14 protein-coding genes and 3 pseudogenes are annotated in these 14746 nt (G+C 64.7%); 9 read left to right on the forward strand and 8 right to left on the reverse strand.

The window, feature by feature from the left end; translation table 11 throughout:
• Positions 1 to 2: 2 nt before the first annotated feature.
• Together L0U84_RS25070 and L0U84_RS25075 are read left to right on the forward strand one after the other, a co-directional pair.
• A complete protein-coding gene (locus L0U84_RS25070; RefSeq protein ID WP_233853674.1) occupies positions 3 to 761 on the forward strand; it encodes a F0F1 ATP synthase subunit B family protein in 759 nt (252 codons plus the stop codon).
• The gene (locus L0U84_RS25075) at positions 745 to 2331 is read left to right on the forward strand and encodes a F0F1 ATP synthase subunit alpha (RefSeq protein ID WP_233853676.1); all 1587 of its coding nucleotides are present in this window, start codon (positions 745 to 747) and stop codon (positions 2329 to 2331) included. The genes L0U84_RS25070 and L0U84_RS25075 overlap by 17 nt, the downstream gene beginning before the upstream one ends.
• A gap of 184 nt (positions 2332 to 2515) precedes the next feature.
• Here L0U84_RS25075 and L0U84_RS25080 read toward each other — a convergent pair whose 3' ends face one another.
• Both L0U84_RS25080 and acs read right to left on the reverse strand, forming a co-directional pair.
• Positions 2516 to 3127, reverse strand: a complete 612-nt coding sequence (locus tag L0U84_RS25080) for an acetate uptake transporter (RefSeq protein WP_233853678.1) — start codon at positions 3125 to 3127, stop codon at positions 2516 to 2518.
• Positions 3128 to 3158: 31 nt separating this feature from the next.
• Positions 3159 to 5057: an acetate--CoA ligase gene (acs, locus tag L0U84_RS25085; RefSeq protein ID WP_233856791.1), complete on the reverse strand. Its 1899-nt coding sequence runs from the start codon at positions 5055 to 5057 to the stop codon at positions 3159 to 3161.
• A gap of 486 nt (positions 5058 to 5543) precedes the next feature.
• Here acs and L0U84_RS25090 point away from each other — a divergent pair, with 486 nt between their 5' ends.
• On the forward strand, positions 5544 to 6194 hold the full coding sequence (locus L0U84_RS25090) for a BON domain-containing protein (RefSeq protein WP_233853679.1): 651 nt from the start codon (positions 5544 to 5546) through the stop codon (positions 6192 to 6194).
• A gap of 123 nt (positions 6195 to 6317) precedes the next feature.
• Here the strand turns inward: L0U84_RS25090 and L0U84_RS25095 are convergent, their stop codons facing one another.
• Positions 6318 to 6998, reverse strand: coding sequence for a BON domain-containing protein (locus L0U84_RS25095; RefSeq protein ID WP_233853680.1), 681 nt, complete (start codon positions 6996 to 6998; stop codon positions 6318 to 6320).
• Between the two features lie 105 nt (positions 6999 to 7103).
• The gene (locus tag L0U84_RS25100; protein ID WP_233853681.1) at positions 7104 to 7604 is read right to left on the reverse strand and encodes a hypothetical protein; all 501 of its coding nucleotides are present in this window, start codon (positions 7602 to 7604) and stop codon (positions 7104 to 7106) included.
• 455 nt (positions 7605 to 8059) lie between these two features.
• On the opposite strand from L0U84_RS25100, the gene L0U84_RS25105 reads away from it, so the two are divergent.
• Positions 8060 to 8530, forward strand: coding sequence for a universal stress protein (locus L0U84_RS25105; RefSeq protein WP_233853682.1), 471 nt, complete (start codon positions 8060 to 8062; stop codon positions 8528 to 8530).
• 16 nt (positions 8531 to 8546) lie between these two features.
• Here L0U84_RS25105 and L0U84_RS25110 read toward each other — a convergent pair.
• The 4 genes and pseudogenes from L0U84_RS25110 to L0U84_RS25125 form a co-directional block, all read right to left on the reverse strand.
• A pseudogene (locus L0U84_RS25110) lies at positions 8547 to 8813 on the reverse strand (Crp/Fnr family transcriptional regulator); the annotation flags it as partial.
• Positions 8814 to 8927: 114 nt separating this feature from the next.
• A complete protein-coding gene (locus tag L0U84_RS25115) occupies positions 8928 to 9755 on the reverse strand; it encodes a universal stress protein (RefSeq protein WP_233853683.1) in 828 nt (275 codons plus the stop codon).
• Positions 9752 to 10255, reverse strand: coding sequence for a universal stress protein (locus L0U84_RS25120; RefSeq protein WP_233853684.1), 504 nt, complete (start codon positions 10253 to 10255; stop codon positions 9752 to 9754). The genes L0U84_RS25115 and L0U84_RS25120 overlap by 4 nt, the downstream gene beginning before the upstream one ends.
• 32 nt (positions 10256 to 10287) lie before the next feature.
• Entirely contained in the window at positions 10288 to 11127 is an 840-nt protein-coding gene (locus L0U84_RS25125) for a universal stress protein (protein WP_233853686.1), read from the reverse strand.
• A 189-nt stretch (positions 11128 to 11316) separates the two neighbouring features.
• Between L0U84_RS25125 and L0U84_RS25130 the strand changes: the two are divergent.
• From L0U84_RS25130 to L0U84_RS25150, 5 genes and pseudogenes are all read left to right on the forward strand, one after another.
• Positions 11317 to 11511, forward strand: a pseudogene (locus tag L0U84_RS25130) (SDR family NAD(P)-dependent oxidoreductase); the annotation flags it as partial.
• Between the two features lie 63 nt (positions 11512 to 11574).
• On the forward strand, positions 11575 to 12102 hold the full coding sequence (locus tag L0U84_RS25135; RefSeq protein ID WP_233853687.1) for a flavodoxin family protein: 528 nt from the start codon (positions 11575 to 11577) through the stop codon (positions 12100 to 12102).
• A 352-nt stretch (positions 12103 to 12454) separates the two neighbouring features.
• Positions 12455 to 13105 (forward strand): BON domain-containing protein, encoded by a 651-nt coding sequence (locus tag L0U84_RS25140; protein ID WP_233853688.1) that lies wholly within the window; start codon positions 12455 to 12457, stop codon positions 13103 to 13105.
• A gap of 207 nt (positions 13106 to 13312) precedes the next feature.
• A pseudogene (locus L0U84_RS25145) lies at positions 13313 to 13582 on the forward strand (poly-beta-hydroxybutyrate polymerase); the annotation flags it as partial.
• The gene (locus L0U84_RS25150; protein ID WP_233853689.1) at positions 13566 to 14651 is read left to right on the forward strand and encodes a bifunctional enoyl-CoA hydratase/phosphate acetyltransferase; all 1086 of its coding nucleotides are present in this window, start codon (positions 13566 to 13568) and stop codon (positions 14649 to 14651) included. The pseudogene L0U84_RS25145 and the gene L0U84_RS25150, both read left to right, overlap by 17 nt.
• Positions 14652 to 14746 lie beyond the last annotated feature (95 nt).

Genomic DNA, 14746 nt, shown 5'->3' on the forward strand with positions numbered 1-14746 from the left:
CCATGAAAATCGACTGGTCGACGCTGGCGCTGCAGACGTTCAACGCGCTGATCCTGGTCTGGCTGCTCGCGCGCTTCCTGTTCCGTCCGGTCGCGAACATCATCGCGCAGAGACAGGCGAGCGCGAATGCGCTGATCGATGACGCAAACGCGTCGAAGCACGCGGCGCAGGCCGAACGCGAGGCGCTGCAGACCGAACGCGAGCAGCTCGCCGCGCAGCGAGCGCAGGCGTTCGCAACCGTCGAGGCCGACGCGCGCACGCAACACGCTGCACTGCTCGACGCCGCGCGCGACGAAGCCGAGCGGCTACTCGCCCAGGCGGCGGCGGACCGGCAGCGCGAGCGCGCGGCGCAAGCCGAAGCGGCGTCGGCGGCCGCCGCGCGGCTCGCCGTCGATATCGCGGGCAAGCTGCTCGACCGCTTGCTCGAGCGGTCGCCAGAGGACATGCGCGTCGCCGGGTTCATCGACGGGCTCGCGGACGGCGTGCGCCGCTTGTCGCCGGGCGCGCGCGCCGCGATGGCCGGGGATGTGCCGCTGCGCCTTAGCGCGCCGCGCGAGCTGACGCACGAGGAGCGCGCCGCCTGCGAAGCGGCGCTCGCGGCAGCCTTCGCACAGCCGCTCCAGCTCGATACCGCGATCGACCGGACGTTGCTCGCGGGGCTCGAACTGTCGGGCGCGCACGCGGTCGTGTGCAATAGTTGGCGTGACCAGCTCGAACAGATTCACGGTGGACTGCTGCGTGACGATGGCCACGAGCGCTGACCGCGACAACGCGCCGTTAGCCGACGCGTGGCTCGCCCGCAAACGCAACGCGCTCGCGCGCGTGGTGCTCGAACCGCGCGCGGCGAGCATGGGCCGTGTCGAACAGATCGCAGACGGCATCGCTTTCGTGTCGGGGCTGCCCGACGCCGCGCTCGACGAGGTCGTCGAACTCGAATGCGGCGTGCGTGGCTTCATTCATTCGCTCGACGCTGAGAGCGCGAGCGTCGTGCTACTCGACAGCGGCGAGGCGGTGCGGGCTGGCATGCGCGTCGCGGGGACCGGCAGCGTGCTCGACGTGCCGGTCGGCGACGCGCTGCTCGGCCGCGTCGTCGATCCGCTCGGTCGGCCGCTCGATGGCGGCGAGGCGTTCGGGGCCACCGCGCGTTTGCCTGTGGAGCGCTCGGCGCCCGCGATCATCGAACGGGACTTCGTGAGCGAGCCGTTGCAGACGGGCGTGCTCGTCGTCGATGCGCTGTTCGCGATCGGTCGAGGGCAGCGCGAGCTGATCATCGGCGATCGCGCGACAGGCAAGACCTCGCTCGCCGTCGAGGCGATCGTCAATCAGAAGCGCAGCGACGTGATCTGCGTATATGTCGCCGTCGGCCAGCGCGCGACGGCGGTGCAGCGCGTGATCGATGCCGTGCGCGAGCAGGGGGCGTTCGAGCGCTGCATCTTCGTCGTCGCTTCGGCGGCCGCGCCGCCCGGCCTGCAGTGGATCGCGCCGTTCGCGGGGTGTTCGATCGCAGAGTTCTTTCGCGATCGCGGCCAGCACGCGTTGATTGTGATCGACGATCTGACGAAGCACGCGGCGACGCATCGCGAGCTCGCGCTACTCACGCGCGAGCCGCCCGGACGCGAGGCATATCCCGGCGACATTTTCTATCTGCACGCGCGACTGCTGGAACGCGCGGCGAAACTGTCGCCCGCGTTGGGCGGCGGGTCGCTGACCGCATTGCCGATCGCCGAGACGGACGCCGGCAATCTGTCGGCCTACATTCCGACCAACCTGATCTCGATCACGGACGGGCAGATCGTGCTCGACGCCGCGCTGTTCGCCGCGAACCAGCGGCCCGCCGTGGACGTCGGCCTGAGTGTGAGCCGCGTCGGCGGCAAGGCGCAGCACGCCGCGCTGCGCGATGTCGCGGGTCGCTTGCGGCTCGACTATGCGCAGTTTCTCGAGCTCGAAATGTTCAGCCGCTTCGGCGGTCTCGCCGATGCACGCGTCAACGCGCAGATCGCGCGGGGCAAACGGATTCGTGCGCTGCTGACGCAGCCGCGTTTCAACGCGTTGCGCGTCGCCGATCAGGTCGCATTGCTCACGGCGCTCGCCGCCGGCGTGTTCGACGGCGTCGCGCCGGAGGTGACGACGTGGGTACGCGACAAACTCAACGCGGCGGATGACGTGCATAGCGACGCTAGAGCGGCGGCGTGGCTGTGCAAGCCGCTCGACGACACGCTTCGCGACAGTCTGAGCGGGCGCATTCGCGCGCTCGTCGAACGTGCGATGCACGAGCGTCCGGACTCGGCGCAACAACCGGCAGGGAGTCCTGCCGAGCAGCCGGTTCAGTGAGATCGAAGGCCGTCGCAGGCACTCGATACGGGCGTGAACAATGACACACAAAGAAACCGGCCCGCATGGGAGCGGGCCGATTCGATTCTTTGAGGCGCAAGGAAAATCAATTTCGATTCGCGCGGCGAGATGACGAAGCCCGCCCCGTACAAATCCCTAAGAGTCGCCGAATCACTACGCCCAATCAGTCTGCAAACCGCGTCACCACCGCGGCACTAACCGACTCCATCTCGACGAGCGCGGGCCTCGCGCCGACCGGCAGCACGCTGCGGCCCAGCGATTCGTTGATGATTTCCGCCGCGGACAGATAGAACGCGAGCAGCGCGGTCAGCAGCCCGCCATATCCTCCCGCGTGCCGCAGCGGTGCCGAGCCGAGCCATTCGCTGGCCGCGAGCAGAAAGAACGTCGCCCACAGCGCGAGGAACACGCACTGCAACGCGCGCGATGCGCGGAACGTCGCGATCCACATGTAGAACGTGAAGACGCCCCACAGCAGCAAATACCAGCCGACGAACGCGGCCGGCACCTGCTCGTGCAAAAACAGCGCGAACAGTGCGAACGACCACCAGAACGCGCCATAACTGAGAAACGCGGTGGCGCCGAACGTGTTGCCGCGCGGAATCTCCATGAGTCCGGCGACGATCTGCATGCTACCGCCGAACGCGAATGCGACGGCGAGCACGAGACCGAGCGAGCCGCTGCTAAACCAGCCCGCGTTGATCATGCTGAGCAGCCAGGTGGTCAGCGCGAAGGCGGCTAGGCCCAGCGATGCGGGGTTGGGTGCGGTGGGTTTCATGGTGGCGTCTCCTGAATCGATCCTGGGTTGCTTACGTGTGGTCGCCGAACTGCCGCAGCACGGCGGGGTTTTCGACGGTCGACATGTCCTGGGCGAGCGTTTCGCCCTTCGCCACCGAGCGCAACAGACGCCGCACGACCTTGCCGGAGCGCGTTTTCGGCATGCTGTCGCCGAAGCGGATTTCCTTCGGCTTGGCGATCGGCCCGATTTCCTTGCCGATCCATGCGCGCAGTTGATCAGCGATCTTCTTCGCCTCGGCGTGTTCGGGGCGCGGACCCTTGAGCACGACGAACGCCACGATCGCTTCGCCGATCGTCTCGTCGGGCCGGCCGACGACCGCGGCTTCCGCGACCAGCGGATGAGCGGCTAGCGCCGATTCGATTTCCATCGTGCCCATACGGTGGCCGGACACGTTCAGCACATCGTCGATGCGGCCGGTGATCGTGAAGTAGCCAGTCTGCGGATCGCGGATCGCGCCATCGCCCGCCAGATACAGTTGGCCGCCCAATTCCGGCGGGTAGTAGCCATTTCGGAACCGCTCCGGATTGCCCCAGATGGTCCGTAGCATCGACGGCCACGGCGCCTTGACGACGAGCAACCCGCCCTGGCCGTTCGGCAGCTCGCAGCCGGTCTCGTCGACGATCGCGGCCTCGATGCCGGGTAATGGCAACGTGCACGATCCGGCGACGAGCGGTGTCGCGCCCGGCAGCGGCGTGATCATGTGGCCGCCCGTTTCGGTTTGCCAGAACGTGTCGAGCACCGGACAGCGGCCGCCGCCGACCTCGCGGGCAAACCATTCCCACGCGCTCGGATTGATCGGCTCGCCGACGGTGCCGAGCAGGCGCAACGAACTGAGGTCGAAGCGGCCCGGATGCACGCCGCGGTCCGACTCGGACGCCTTGATTAGCGAGCGGATCGCGGTAGGCGCCGTATAGAAGATGCTGACTTTGTGCTGCGCGATCATTTCCCAGAAGCGTCCCGCGTGCGGCCACGTCGGCACGCCTTCGAAAATGACCTGGGTGGCACCGACCGCGGTCGGGCCATAGCAGATGTAGCTGTGTCCGGTGATCCAGCCGATGTCGGCCGTGCACCAGTACACGTCGTCCGGGCGGATGTCGAACGTCCACTTCATCGTGACGGCGCTCCACAGCAGATAGCCCGCCGTGCTGTGCTGCACGCCCTTTGGCGTGCCGGTCGAGCCGGACGTGTACAGAACGAACAGCGGGTGCTCGGCACCGACCCATTCGGGCTCGCAGGTGTCGGGCTGGGCCGCTTCGAGCTCGTGCAGCCAGCAGTCGCGCGGTTCGTCCCACAGGATCGAGCCGCCCGTGCGCCGGTAGACGATCACGGTATGGATGGCGTCGGTGTCGCCCATTTTCAGCGCTTCGTCGACGATGGATTTCAGCGGCAGATTCTTGCCCCCGCGCATCTGCTCGTCGGCGGTAATGACCGCGACGGCGCCGACATCGACCATCCGTTCGTGCAGCGACTTCGCCGAAAAGCCGCCGAACACGACCGAGTGCAATGCGCCGATGCGCGCGCACGCCTGCATCGCGACGACGCCTTCGATCGACATCGGCAGATAGATCATCACGCGCTCGCCGCACGCGATGCCGCGCGCGCGCAATGCATTCGCAAGTCGGCACACGCGGGCGTGCAGTTGCCGGTAGGTGATGGTCGTCACGCAGCCGTCGTCAGCCTCGAAAATGATCGCGGTCTTGTTGGCACTACCGTTGTGCAGATGACGATCGAGGCAGTTGTACGACGCGTTCAGCAGACCGTCGTCGAACCATTTGAAGAACGGCGCGTTCGATTCGTCGAGCACCTTCGTGAAAGGCCGGTGCCAGCTCAGATGCTCGCGCGCGAGCCGTGCCCAGAAGCCGGGTCGATCGGCGCGCGCTTCGCTGACGAGTGCTTCGTAGGCGGCCATGCCATCGATGGCAGTGCCGTTCAGAAGCGGCGGGACGGCCGTTTCTGGCTCGTGGTGGTTGACGGCGGCAGTGGACATAGTCTCCTCGCTGGTATGAATGGTAAGCACCGCGCGTCGCGCAGCTGGCCGATACGCGACGATCGGCCGCATGGTTGCGCGCGTGACTCGAACATGGCTCTGGATATCGCAGCCAGTGTGTTGCGGGAAAGACGGGGCACGATTGACTCAGATCAAGCGCGAATGGGTGACGCGCGTTTGAAACTCAGCAGAAGAGCTCGAATCGTGTCGTCCGATTCTCCAGCGGGGCGCTGCGCCGCCAGTTGACGATGGACGCGAGTGATTGACCTCGATCAATTGCACCGCGCCCTTGCGCGCTAGTCTGGGTGCGAGTGCTTGCGTGCCTCGCTGAGGGCTGCGCGAGAAACCCGATTATTCTCTGGCGTCGAGGCAGTTTCGCGTCGATGCGATTTGTGGAGGGCACCGGCCATGAAAGCGGACAGTCAATTGCGTGAGGAAGTCGAGGACGAGCTGGCGAACAATCCGGCGATCGATGCGAACCGGATCGGCGTCGCGGTCGTCGAGGGCATCGTTACACTGAGCGGCCAGGTGCCCAACTACGTGCAGAAAGTCGCCGCCGAAAAATCGGTGCTCGGTATCGCCGGTGTCGTCGCCGTGGTCATGCACATTGACGTTGTACTGCACGAAGCCGACCGCAGGAGCGACGAGGACCTCGCGCTGAGCGCGAGCGCCGTGCTCGACTGGATCGCGGGCCTTGAGGAAAGCGCAGTCAAAATCAAAGTGGAAAGGGGTTGGGTGACGTTGAGCGGCGAAGTGCGGGACGGTTATCGCAGCCATATTGCCGAGAAAAACATCCGGCACATGCGCGGAGTGACGGGCGTGACCAACAGCATCCGCATTACGGGTAGCGCCTCGCCGACAGATATCGAATTCAATATCCGCAAGGCGATTCAGCGCCACACGCAACGCGAACTGAAGCATCTCGGCGTCGAGGTCGACGACGGCAAGGTCACGTTGTCGGGCCGGGTCAGCTCGTCCTCCGAGCGGTCTATCGTGTGGGGCGCGGCGCGCTCTACGCCAGGCGTAAAGACGATCGTCGATCATCTCGTGGTCAGCTGAAATGGGGCAGGCAACGGTACGCCGATCAGGCACGACGGCACCGTCTCGCGCGTCAGGGCTCTATGTCGCCATACGGCTCACGCAATGCCGCGATCACTGATCAGCAGATTGATAGAGGCGCTTTCACGGTGCCAAGCGCAGCTCGTCATACAGTTGGCGCACTTCCGGGTGCCCTCGCGCGGCAGCGCATACCGTGGCACGTGCGCCGATGCTCTGCAGTATCCCGCGCAACGTGACCGTACCGTGTAGCACCTCCGCTTCAATCGCATCAGCTTGCGCCTCGGCGGCCACACGCAGCGCGGCACGGATGCGTGTCAAGACTTCCATCTCTATCTGACGGTCGCTGACCTCGATCATATTATCGATCGAGGTGATGCCTTGGAGTGAAACGATAACCTCTTCGGCCAACTTCTTTTGATACGACCAGTCGACCCGCCCCGTAAGCGTCACCCGACCATCCAGAACGCACACGTTCACGGCGCCAGGCGGTAGACAGGCTCTCCACCTGAGTGCGGCAATTGCCGCTCCGCGGATCTCGGCGTCGGTACGACGCAAATGTTCAGGAATCTGGACGGTCAGTTCCGATCGCACCGCCACAACCGCTTTCACATCCTTAGCTGCGGCACATGCGGCGACCAGTACAGCATAGCCGGATACTGTGCCGCGCAAGATTGCGTTTCCGTTGATCGCATCAATGCTTATCGCTTCATGACTCAAGAAAGGATCGCTGCGAATCCTGTCCATGACGCAAGTAGCGAGTTCGCGATCTCGTGGCTCGACGTTGAGGGTTGAAGCTGGACCCATACTTCTTTCCCCTTTGAAACTCCACTTGCAATACTGTCTTATTCATATTGCGATGCTCTGAAGCGGGAGACTTGATTTCTATCAAATGTCGTGCCGATTGACAGCCTATGCCTGATCCCTCGGTGCCCGCAGCGATGGCCGGCTGTTCTCGGGTCCTTCGCGATCGGATTTGGCGAAGGGCGCGGCCCCCGCGCGCTCCAACCGCAAAGCCCCCCAGCCGAGCGGCGCATACACATGCCCACCCGCGAGTTCGACAAGCTCCACGAATCGTTCGACCGAGACGCCCGCAGCAATCCGCACCTGCGCATTGCCGATGAAATTCTGCGTGCGCAACCATGGCACGACGCCACGATTAATTTCGTTAGCGCTCAGCGGGTGGCCGGCGTATCCGGCGTCGGGTGTCAGCAGCGCACCGTCATAGGCGACCGTCAGAATTTGCTGGGCGTCGTCGTAGGGTAGTCCAGCATATTGCTCATAGGGCGCGCGTTCCCAGCCGTCACCCCATTGTTGGTCGAGCGGTAGCCGAGTGAAGCAGGCCCACGGCGCACGGACGAAGCACAGTCTATATGCGTGCCGCACACCGTCCAGATTGGACACGAGACTCATGGCAATTGCCTCCTTGACGACAACGGCGCCGGACCAATGTCAGTTTCCCACGGCTCAAGCGTCGTCTCTGGTTGCGGACACACTTTACGAACGGGTTCAGTCTAGGCGCGGCGCTACAGTCTTCTTTGACCCCGATCAACCAGGCCCCGCTATGCCGTACCTGTTGCGAACCTGACGCGCGATGAAGGGCTTGCGATCCGGTGACGGTTGACCCAGATCAAGCTGGCTTTCGCATCGCGGTCGATGATGTAACCGAGCAACTGGTCGGTTCCAGATCGTTATCTCCAGCCTATTCGGGGCGGCGCTGGCCACACCACACGCTTCGCGCAGCTGTCGGCCAATGTCGCGTTGCAACGGTCGGCCTCGTTGACGTGGTCTGCAGCGAGTGTGCATGGTATGCGCGGTGTGGCACATGCGTTGCCGGAACACATGACCATCTTTATCGGAGAATCACCATGTACCAGAACATCCTCGTCGCTCTCGACGGCAGCAGTTCCTCGAAGCGCGCACTAAAAGAAGCTGTGGGTCTTGCTGCCGTGACGAAGGGTGTCGTGCATGCGCTCTATGTCACAGACAAGACTCCGCTCTTCTCCTACGCGGGATATTACGATCCGATCGCCTTCATCGAGGCGGTGCGCAAGGACGGACACTCAGCGCTGCAGGAGGCCGAGCGGGCCTGTGCTGTCGCCGACGTGGAATGTCGCGCCGAACTGGTCGAAACGAACAACCTGTCTGACGACGTAGCCAGCGCCGTACTGCGCCACGCGGATCAGGTGCATGCCGAGCTGCTCGTGATGGGCACGCATGGGCGCCGAGGGGTACGGCGTCTGGTGATTGGCAGCGTGGCGGAGCAGGTCGTGCGCTTCTCACGGTGTCCTGTGTTGCTGATTCGCGAAGAACACAAGCACGAATCAGTCGCCGAATAGTCTGTCAGCGGCACAAGCGCTTCAGAAGAAGATGGAATTCGGCGGCCGAGAAGCCGCGCGCCTTAAAGCGTTTTGATAGATTCAGCAAAAACGTCGCAATACGCTGTTCGGCTGTCATCGTGCCGAACAGCATCATCTGGCTCGATTCGCGGACGTTCCCTCTGCTCATCATCTGATGGATGTGATGCTGCATCGGCTTCATCTCGCGGCAGATCGGCTCAAGCTGCGCGAACGGAATGGCGCACACGACGCCATCCTCTAGCGCAATCGCATCGCAGTCGTTCGACCGATAAGCCCGTGCTGATCGTACGGCACGATTCCTCCGGTCCCTCCCGGCCCTGAAGCGGAACTGCCAGCTCGGCGCAGCCGGCCTGGCTCAAGCCGCCTGCGCCAACCGTCAATGAGCGATCAGCACGGGGACGGTCATCGATTCGAGCATCGTACGCGTGACGCCGCCCCACACGCGTTCGCGCGCGCGCGAGTGCCCATATGCACCCATCACCAGCAGGTCGACATGCAGATCCGCCGCCCGGTTCAGCAGTGTCGCGCCCGTGCTGACGATGCCGTGGCGCGGCGCAGTCGTGAACGACGCGCGTACGCCGTGAGAGTCGAGCCATGCGGCGACGTCGATTGCGCTGGGCACGTTGGCGTAGTCGTCCGCGTGTTTGACGACGTCGATGGCAACGAAGCGAGCGCGTTTGAGCAGAGGCAGCGCATCGGCGATCGCTCGTGTGGCCTCGCGGCTGCCGTCCCACGCGATCAGCACATTCTCGCCGAGCGTCGGCACCGCGCCAGCATGCGGAATCACGAGCGCGGGCCGGCCGGCGCCGAGCACGACTTCACCGACGAATTGCCGGTCGACGTAGGTCTGCGGGTCGTGCGGATCGGGCTGGCCCAATACCAGCAAATCGGCGTGCCGCGCGTGCAGCGTAGTCACGTCGACCGGCTGCCCTTCAGGGGCACGCCATTCCGCTGCCCACCCGGCGCGCTCGGCTGTGGCCAGAAACCGGTCCTGAGCCGTTTGCCGGCGCTCGGCCGCTTGCGCGGCGAGCCGCGCCATCAGTTCTTCGTTCCATTCGGATAGCGGTCTCGTGAGGTCCTGACACACGGTGTACAGACCGATCAGGTGTGCCTCCCAGCGCTGAGCGAGCGCGAGCGCGAGGTTGACGCGCGTGTCGCAGCGGCAGCTGTCATCGAGATGGACGAGCACAGTCTTATAGCTCATGTCAGTTCCTTATCGGCGGCGGCCGTAACAGTCGAGTCGGAGGCGGGGGCGCTTGCTCGGCCGGGAATCAGCAGAACCGGGCAGCGGGCGTTGCGCAGCACGCGCTCGGCGACGCTGCCGAGCACGAGTCGGCGCACGCCGCGGCGGCCGTGTGTGCCGATCACGATCGCGTCGGCCTGCCATTCCATTGCGGCCGCGACGATACGCTGCGCAACGTCTTCGCCGGGAATCGCGGCTTCGACCGTGCGGGGCGTACCCTCGACACCGCGCGCGGCCATCCTGCTCCGAGCGTCAACCGAGATCCGCCTGGCCTCTTTGGCGAAGGCATCGTGGATCACGCATGGGTCGAAGCCGGGGGCGTCGTACGCGAAGACGGGTAAGTCGATCACATAGAGTGGCATCAGCTCGGCACCGGATTCGGCGGCGAGTTTCAATGCGGCATCGAAGGCACGTGAGGCAGTATCGCTGCCATCCAGCGCGACAAGTATTCGGTGAAACATGGCGGTCTCCTCGGAGGGCGGCCTCGGTAACTTCAGTGAGACAACAGGACTGGCACGGTCATCGACTGCAGGATCGTGCGTGTCGCGCCGCCCAGCACGACTTCGCGCAGGCGGGAATGCGCGTAGGCGCCCATCACGATCATGTCGCAGCCGAGTTCGGACACCTGCGACAGCAGCGCGTCCCCTACCGGAGTGTCGTCTTCGACAGTTACCTCCCGCACCTCGACCTTCACACCGTGACGGGCGACGGTAAGCGCGATGTCGGCGCCAGGAATCCTGTCGACAATCGTCTGATCGCTGGCCGAATGGACCGTCAGCAGCGTCACTTTCGCTGCATGCGCGAGAAACGGCAGCGCGTCGTTGATCGCACGGGTGGCTTCGCGGCTGCCGTCCCACGCGATCAGGACGTGGCGGCCCGGCGGCGCGAACGTGCCGGCCGCAGGCACTAGCAGCACCGGACGTCCGGCTGACAGCACGATGTGCTCGACGAACTGCTCGGCGACGAAAGACTCGGGGTCGGCCGGGTCCGACTGTCCCAGCACGATCAGATCGGCCAGACGCGCGTATGGCGGCACGACGTCGTTTGCATAGCCGTTCGCAGCGATCCACTGACCGTCGAGCTTCGAACGCGCGAGTTCTGCATGAAACAGCCGCTCCAGCTCGCCGGCCCGCTCGTGCCGTTGGCGCTCGTGCTCAGCGTAATACTCCGCGGTGCCGGCCATCACGAAGAATGCTTGCCGCGGCGGCACGTAGGTAGAAAAGAGGCCGGTCAGCCGGGCGTGAAACCGGTGCGCGAGCTTCAATGCCATCTCCAGGCGGGGGTGGGTACGAACGCTCGTATCGAGGTGAACGAGAATGCTTTTGTAGCTCATCGCCGGGGCTCCGTGACAGAACGTGAGGAACGGGCGGGCAACCCGTGTTGAGATCGAGTCTAGAAGTGGCGCGGGTGCGGCTCTTGACGCAGATCAAGCGCTGTCGGTTTGCGCGCCGCTTGATGCAGGTCAACCGGCAGCGGCCGGGCGCCAATACAGTGAAAAGCACCGAAGGACGGAGAAATGCATATGGGAAAGGAACGCGTGGCATTGGTCACAGGCAGCATGGGTGGTTTGGGCGCGGCGCTCGGCCGGGCGGTTCACGACATGGGCATGACGGTGGCGGTGACGTACTCGACGCACGACGACCATGTCGCGACATGGCTACGGGATGAGCGGGACTCGGGACGCCACTTCCACGCATACGAAGTCGATATCGCCGAATAGCTTCCAACTGGCTTCGCGGGTGTCGTGCCGAACGTCGGTCCCAGAAGAGGAAAACTGAACATGTCCGAGCATCGCAGGATTCTCGTCGTTTATTACTCGCGCAGTGGCACGACACGACGTGTCGCCGAGCTGCTCGCATTGGAGCTGGGTGCCGATATCGAAGCGATCCGTGAACGCGGCGCGCCCGCCCCGCGGGCGGGGGCGCGCGGCTACATCCGATCGGCGATCGACGCAATTTGCCATCGACACGTCGAGGTCATGCCGGCGTCGCTGGACGTGTCTGCCTATGACGTGGTGATCGTTGGTGCGCCAGTGTGGGCAAGCAGTGCGTGTGCGCCGGTTCGCGCGTGGCTCGAGCGTTACGGCGCACAGATCCGGCACCTCGCGCTGTTCTGTTGCGAAGGCGCGCGGGGCAGTGTGCCGGCGCTGAACCAGATGTCGCTAGCTGCCGGCCGCCCGCCACTCGCGACCTGTGTGATAACCGGCCGCGACCTGTACAGGCGAATGGACGGCGCGAAACGCGAGGCGTTCGAGCAGAAGATCCGGAACAGAATGGCGGCGCGGCGGGAAATGGAATGGCTGATATAACGCCGGCGAAGTCAGCTCGCTCCGTTGTGATGGATACGGTGCTGCGTCGCGCATGAGTTCAGGTGCCTGGGAGCAGCCTGCACGCGCCCACCGGTTGTCGCGATCACTGAGGCGGGACCACGCGCCTCGAGTACGAACACCAGCGCATTCAGTGCGATCAACAGGAGCGTCATGCTTCGGCGACCTCGCAGGAAAGGAACAAGTCAGTGAAGAAGTTTCAGATCAGGTTACGACTACGAACACGCGCACCGTTGATCTGCATCAGAGACCTAACCCTGCCGCCGGACGAATCTGTGTGGTGACGACGTGAGCCACGTTTCGTCGAAGACGATGCACCACAAGGAGACTCGTGATGAAAACCGACAGGCAACTAAAGCGGGAAGTCGAGGAGGAACTCATTTGGGATCCAGCCGTTACCGCGACAGATATCGGTGTCGAGGTGACGAACCGGGTCGTCACGCTTTCCGGTCATCCGCCGAGCTTCGCGGAGAAACTCGCGGCCGAGAAAGCGGCGCAGCGCGTCGCCGGTGTGAAGGCGGTGGTCGTCGAGATGCAGGTCCGGTTGCCAAAGCACCACGAACACAGCGACGAAGAAGTGGCCAACGCGGTCCACGCGATTCTGCACTGGAGCGTCGCCGTGCCCGACGATTCGGTGAAGGTCCAGGTGGAAAAGGGCTGGGTCACGCTCACGGGCTCGGTGGATTGGGCCTACCAGCGCCATATCGTCGCGCGTGCGGTCGGTCAAATGCGCGGCCTGCGCGGCATGACCAATGAGATCGAGGTGCGCAGCAAGGCTGTGTCCGAGGACATCGTCGAAAAAATCGGCGAGGCGATGCAGCGTCACGCGCAGCGCGAAGTCAAGCACATCGGCATCCAGGTGAAGGATGGAACAGTCACGCTGACGGGCAAAGTGGGCTCCTACGCGGAACGCGCGGTCGCGCGCGGCGTGGCGTGGAGCGCGCCCGGCGTGTGCGCGGTCGTCGACGATCTCGTTGTCGAATGACCTGTGGCCCCCGCAGCGGCGCGCTCGCGTAGTCAGAATTCGCTCGTGAAAACTCAAGGAGTCTTCGATGACCCTATCGGCAAATGTGCGGCAAGGAACATAGTCCGTGAGCGTCCAGACGGATGCGGCGCAAGACGGCGGTTTCCAATCCACCATCCATGTCAGGCATTCGTCACCGGACGGTGACTTCGAACATAGCTTCCCGAGTTGACCTTCCTGCTCACCGCGGGTGGACATAACGCAGGTATCGTGTCCGAGCCGGGTCACGCAGGGCGGCATTACCGTTGTGCGACGCGCGCGCCCGACGAGCCCTACCGCAGCCGGCATGACTTCGTGAGCCAGTGTGAACCCGTCGAAGGCTCGTGGTGGCCGCGCTGGAGCCAGTGGCTGCGCGAGCACTCGGATGGTGAGGTGGCCGCGCGCGAGATCATTGATGGGGTTGACGATGCACCCGGAACCTATGTATTCGAACGCTAATCGCCGCGCCGGCGACGCTGCCGTGCTAGCCGGGGCGCAAGCTCCACACGACGCAGCCGCCGGGCTCGCGGGCGCGCTCGCGGCCGACCGGCTCCCCGGTCTGCTGTGCGCCGACGCCGGGGCCTCGGCCATAGTGCGACTGGCACGCAACGCCGGTCCGCTGCGGGTGGCCGTCGTGCATCCGTGCGATGCGACGAGTCTCGAAGGATTGCTTGTGGCGGCCACGGGACCGGGAGGTGGCCTCATTACGCCGGTCATTGTGGCGCCACGAGCGAAGCTCGACGCGCTGGCGCGCACGTTGCGGGTCGACCTCACAGGCTTCGAAATCGAAGACGTGCCGCACAGCCATGCCGCAGCGGCCCGCGCAGTGGAACTGGTCGCGCAGGGCGCGGCCGACGCGCTGATGAAAGGCAGCCTGCACACTGACGAACTGATGAGCGCGGTGCTCGCACCCGGTTCAGGTTTGTTGACCGATAAACGCGTGTCGCACTGTTTCCTCGTCGAAACGCGCGCGTATGAACGGCCGTTCATCGTTACCGACGCCGTAGTCAATATCGCGCCCGATCTTGAGCAGAAGCAGGCAATCGCGCAGAACGCGATCGACCTCGCCCATGCGCTGGGTGTCGCCGAACCGCGCGTTGCGGTGGTGTGCGCGGTCGAGACCGTCAATCCCCGCATGCGCTCGACCATCGACGCGGCGGCGCTTGCCAAGATGTCCGAGCGCGGGCAGCTCACGGGCGCATTGGTCGATGGCCCGCTCGCCTTCGATAACGCCGTTTCCGTCCGCGCTGCGAGGATCAAGGGAATCAAGTCGCCCGTCGCGGGACACGCGGACATCCTGCTCGTGCCGGATCTCGAGGCCGGCAACATGCTGGTCAAGCAACTGGAGTTTCTCGGCGAAGCAGCAAGCGCGGGCCTGGTTGTCGGGGCGCGCGTGCCGATCATCCTGACGAGCCGGGCGGACAGCCTCGCCGCGCGTGTCAATTCCTGCGCGCTCGCGGCGGCGACCGTCGTGCGGCGTGGCGTGACACCCGAAAGTCACGAACAGGGGATGCCCGATGGCAGCTGAGACGCGGCCGTGAGCACCGTGGAGTGGTCCGAGGTGGTGGGAATGGCCGGCGGCTCGCTTCGCATCGACACTGCTGCTTCCCCTCGACATTCTTT

It is taken from the genome of Paraburkholderia sp. HD33-4, assembly GCF_021390635.1.
GTDB lineage: Bacteria > Pseudomonadota > Gammaproteobacteria > Burkholderiales > Burkholderiaceae > Paraburkholderia.

Coding starts and splice junctions, on each gene's coding strand:
- L0U84_RS25100 (WP_233853681.1), bottom strand. CDS start 7,604: ATGAGTCTCGTGTCCAATCTGGACGGTGTGCGGCACGCATATAGACTG.
- L0U84_RS25125 (WP_233853686.1), bottom strand. CDS start 11,127: ATGAGCTACAAAAGCATTCTCGTTCACCTCGATACGAGCGTTCGTACC.
- L0U84_RS25150 (WP_233853689.1), top strand. CDS start 13,566: ATGTATTCGAACGCTAATCGCCGCGCCGGCGACGCTGCCGTGCTAGCC.
- acs (WP_233856791.1), bottom strand. CDS start 5,057: ATGGCCGCCTACGAAGCACTCGTCAGCGAAGCGCGCGCCGATCGACCC.
- L0U84_RS25080 (WP_233853678.1), bottom strand. CDS start 3,127: ATGAAACCCACCGCACCCAACCCCGCATCGCTGGGCCTAGCCGCCTTC.
- L0U84_RS25140 (WP_233853688.1), top strand. CDS start 12,455: ATGAAAACCGACAGGCAACTAAAGCGGGAAGTCGAGGAGGAACTCATT.
- L0U84_RS25090 (WP_233853679.1), top strand. CDS start 5,544: ATGAAAGCGGACAGTCAATTGCGTGAGGAAGTCGAGGACGAGCTGGCG.
- L0U84_RS25135 (WP_233853687.1), top strand. CDS start 11,575: ATGTCCGAGCATCGCAGGATTCTCGTCGTTTATTACTCGCGCAGTGGC.
- L0U84_RS25120 (WP_233853684.1), bottom strand. CDS start 10,255: ATGTTTCACCGAATACTTGTCGCGCTGGATGGCAGCGATACTGCCTCA.
- L0U84_RS25070 (WP_233853674.1), top strand. CDS start 3: ATGAAAATCGACTGGTCGACGCTGGCGCTGCAGACGTTCAACGCGCTG.
- L0U84_RS25105 (WP_233853682.1), top strand. CDS start 8,060: ATGTACCAGAACATCCTCGTCGCTCTCGACGGCAGCAGTTCCTCGAAG.
- L0U84_RS25075 (WP_233853676.1), top strand. CDS start 745: ATGGCCACGAGCGCTGACCGCGACAACGCGCCGTTAGCCGACGCGTGG.
- L0U84_RS25095 (WP_233853680.1), bottom strand. CDS start 6,998: ATGGGTCCAGCTTCAACCCTCAACGTCGAGCCACGAGATCGCGAACTC.
- L0U84_RS25115 (WP_233853683.1), bottom strand. CDS start 9,755: ATGAGCTATAAGACTGTGCTCGTCCATCTCGATGACAGCTGCCGCTGC.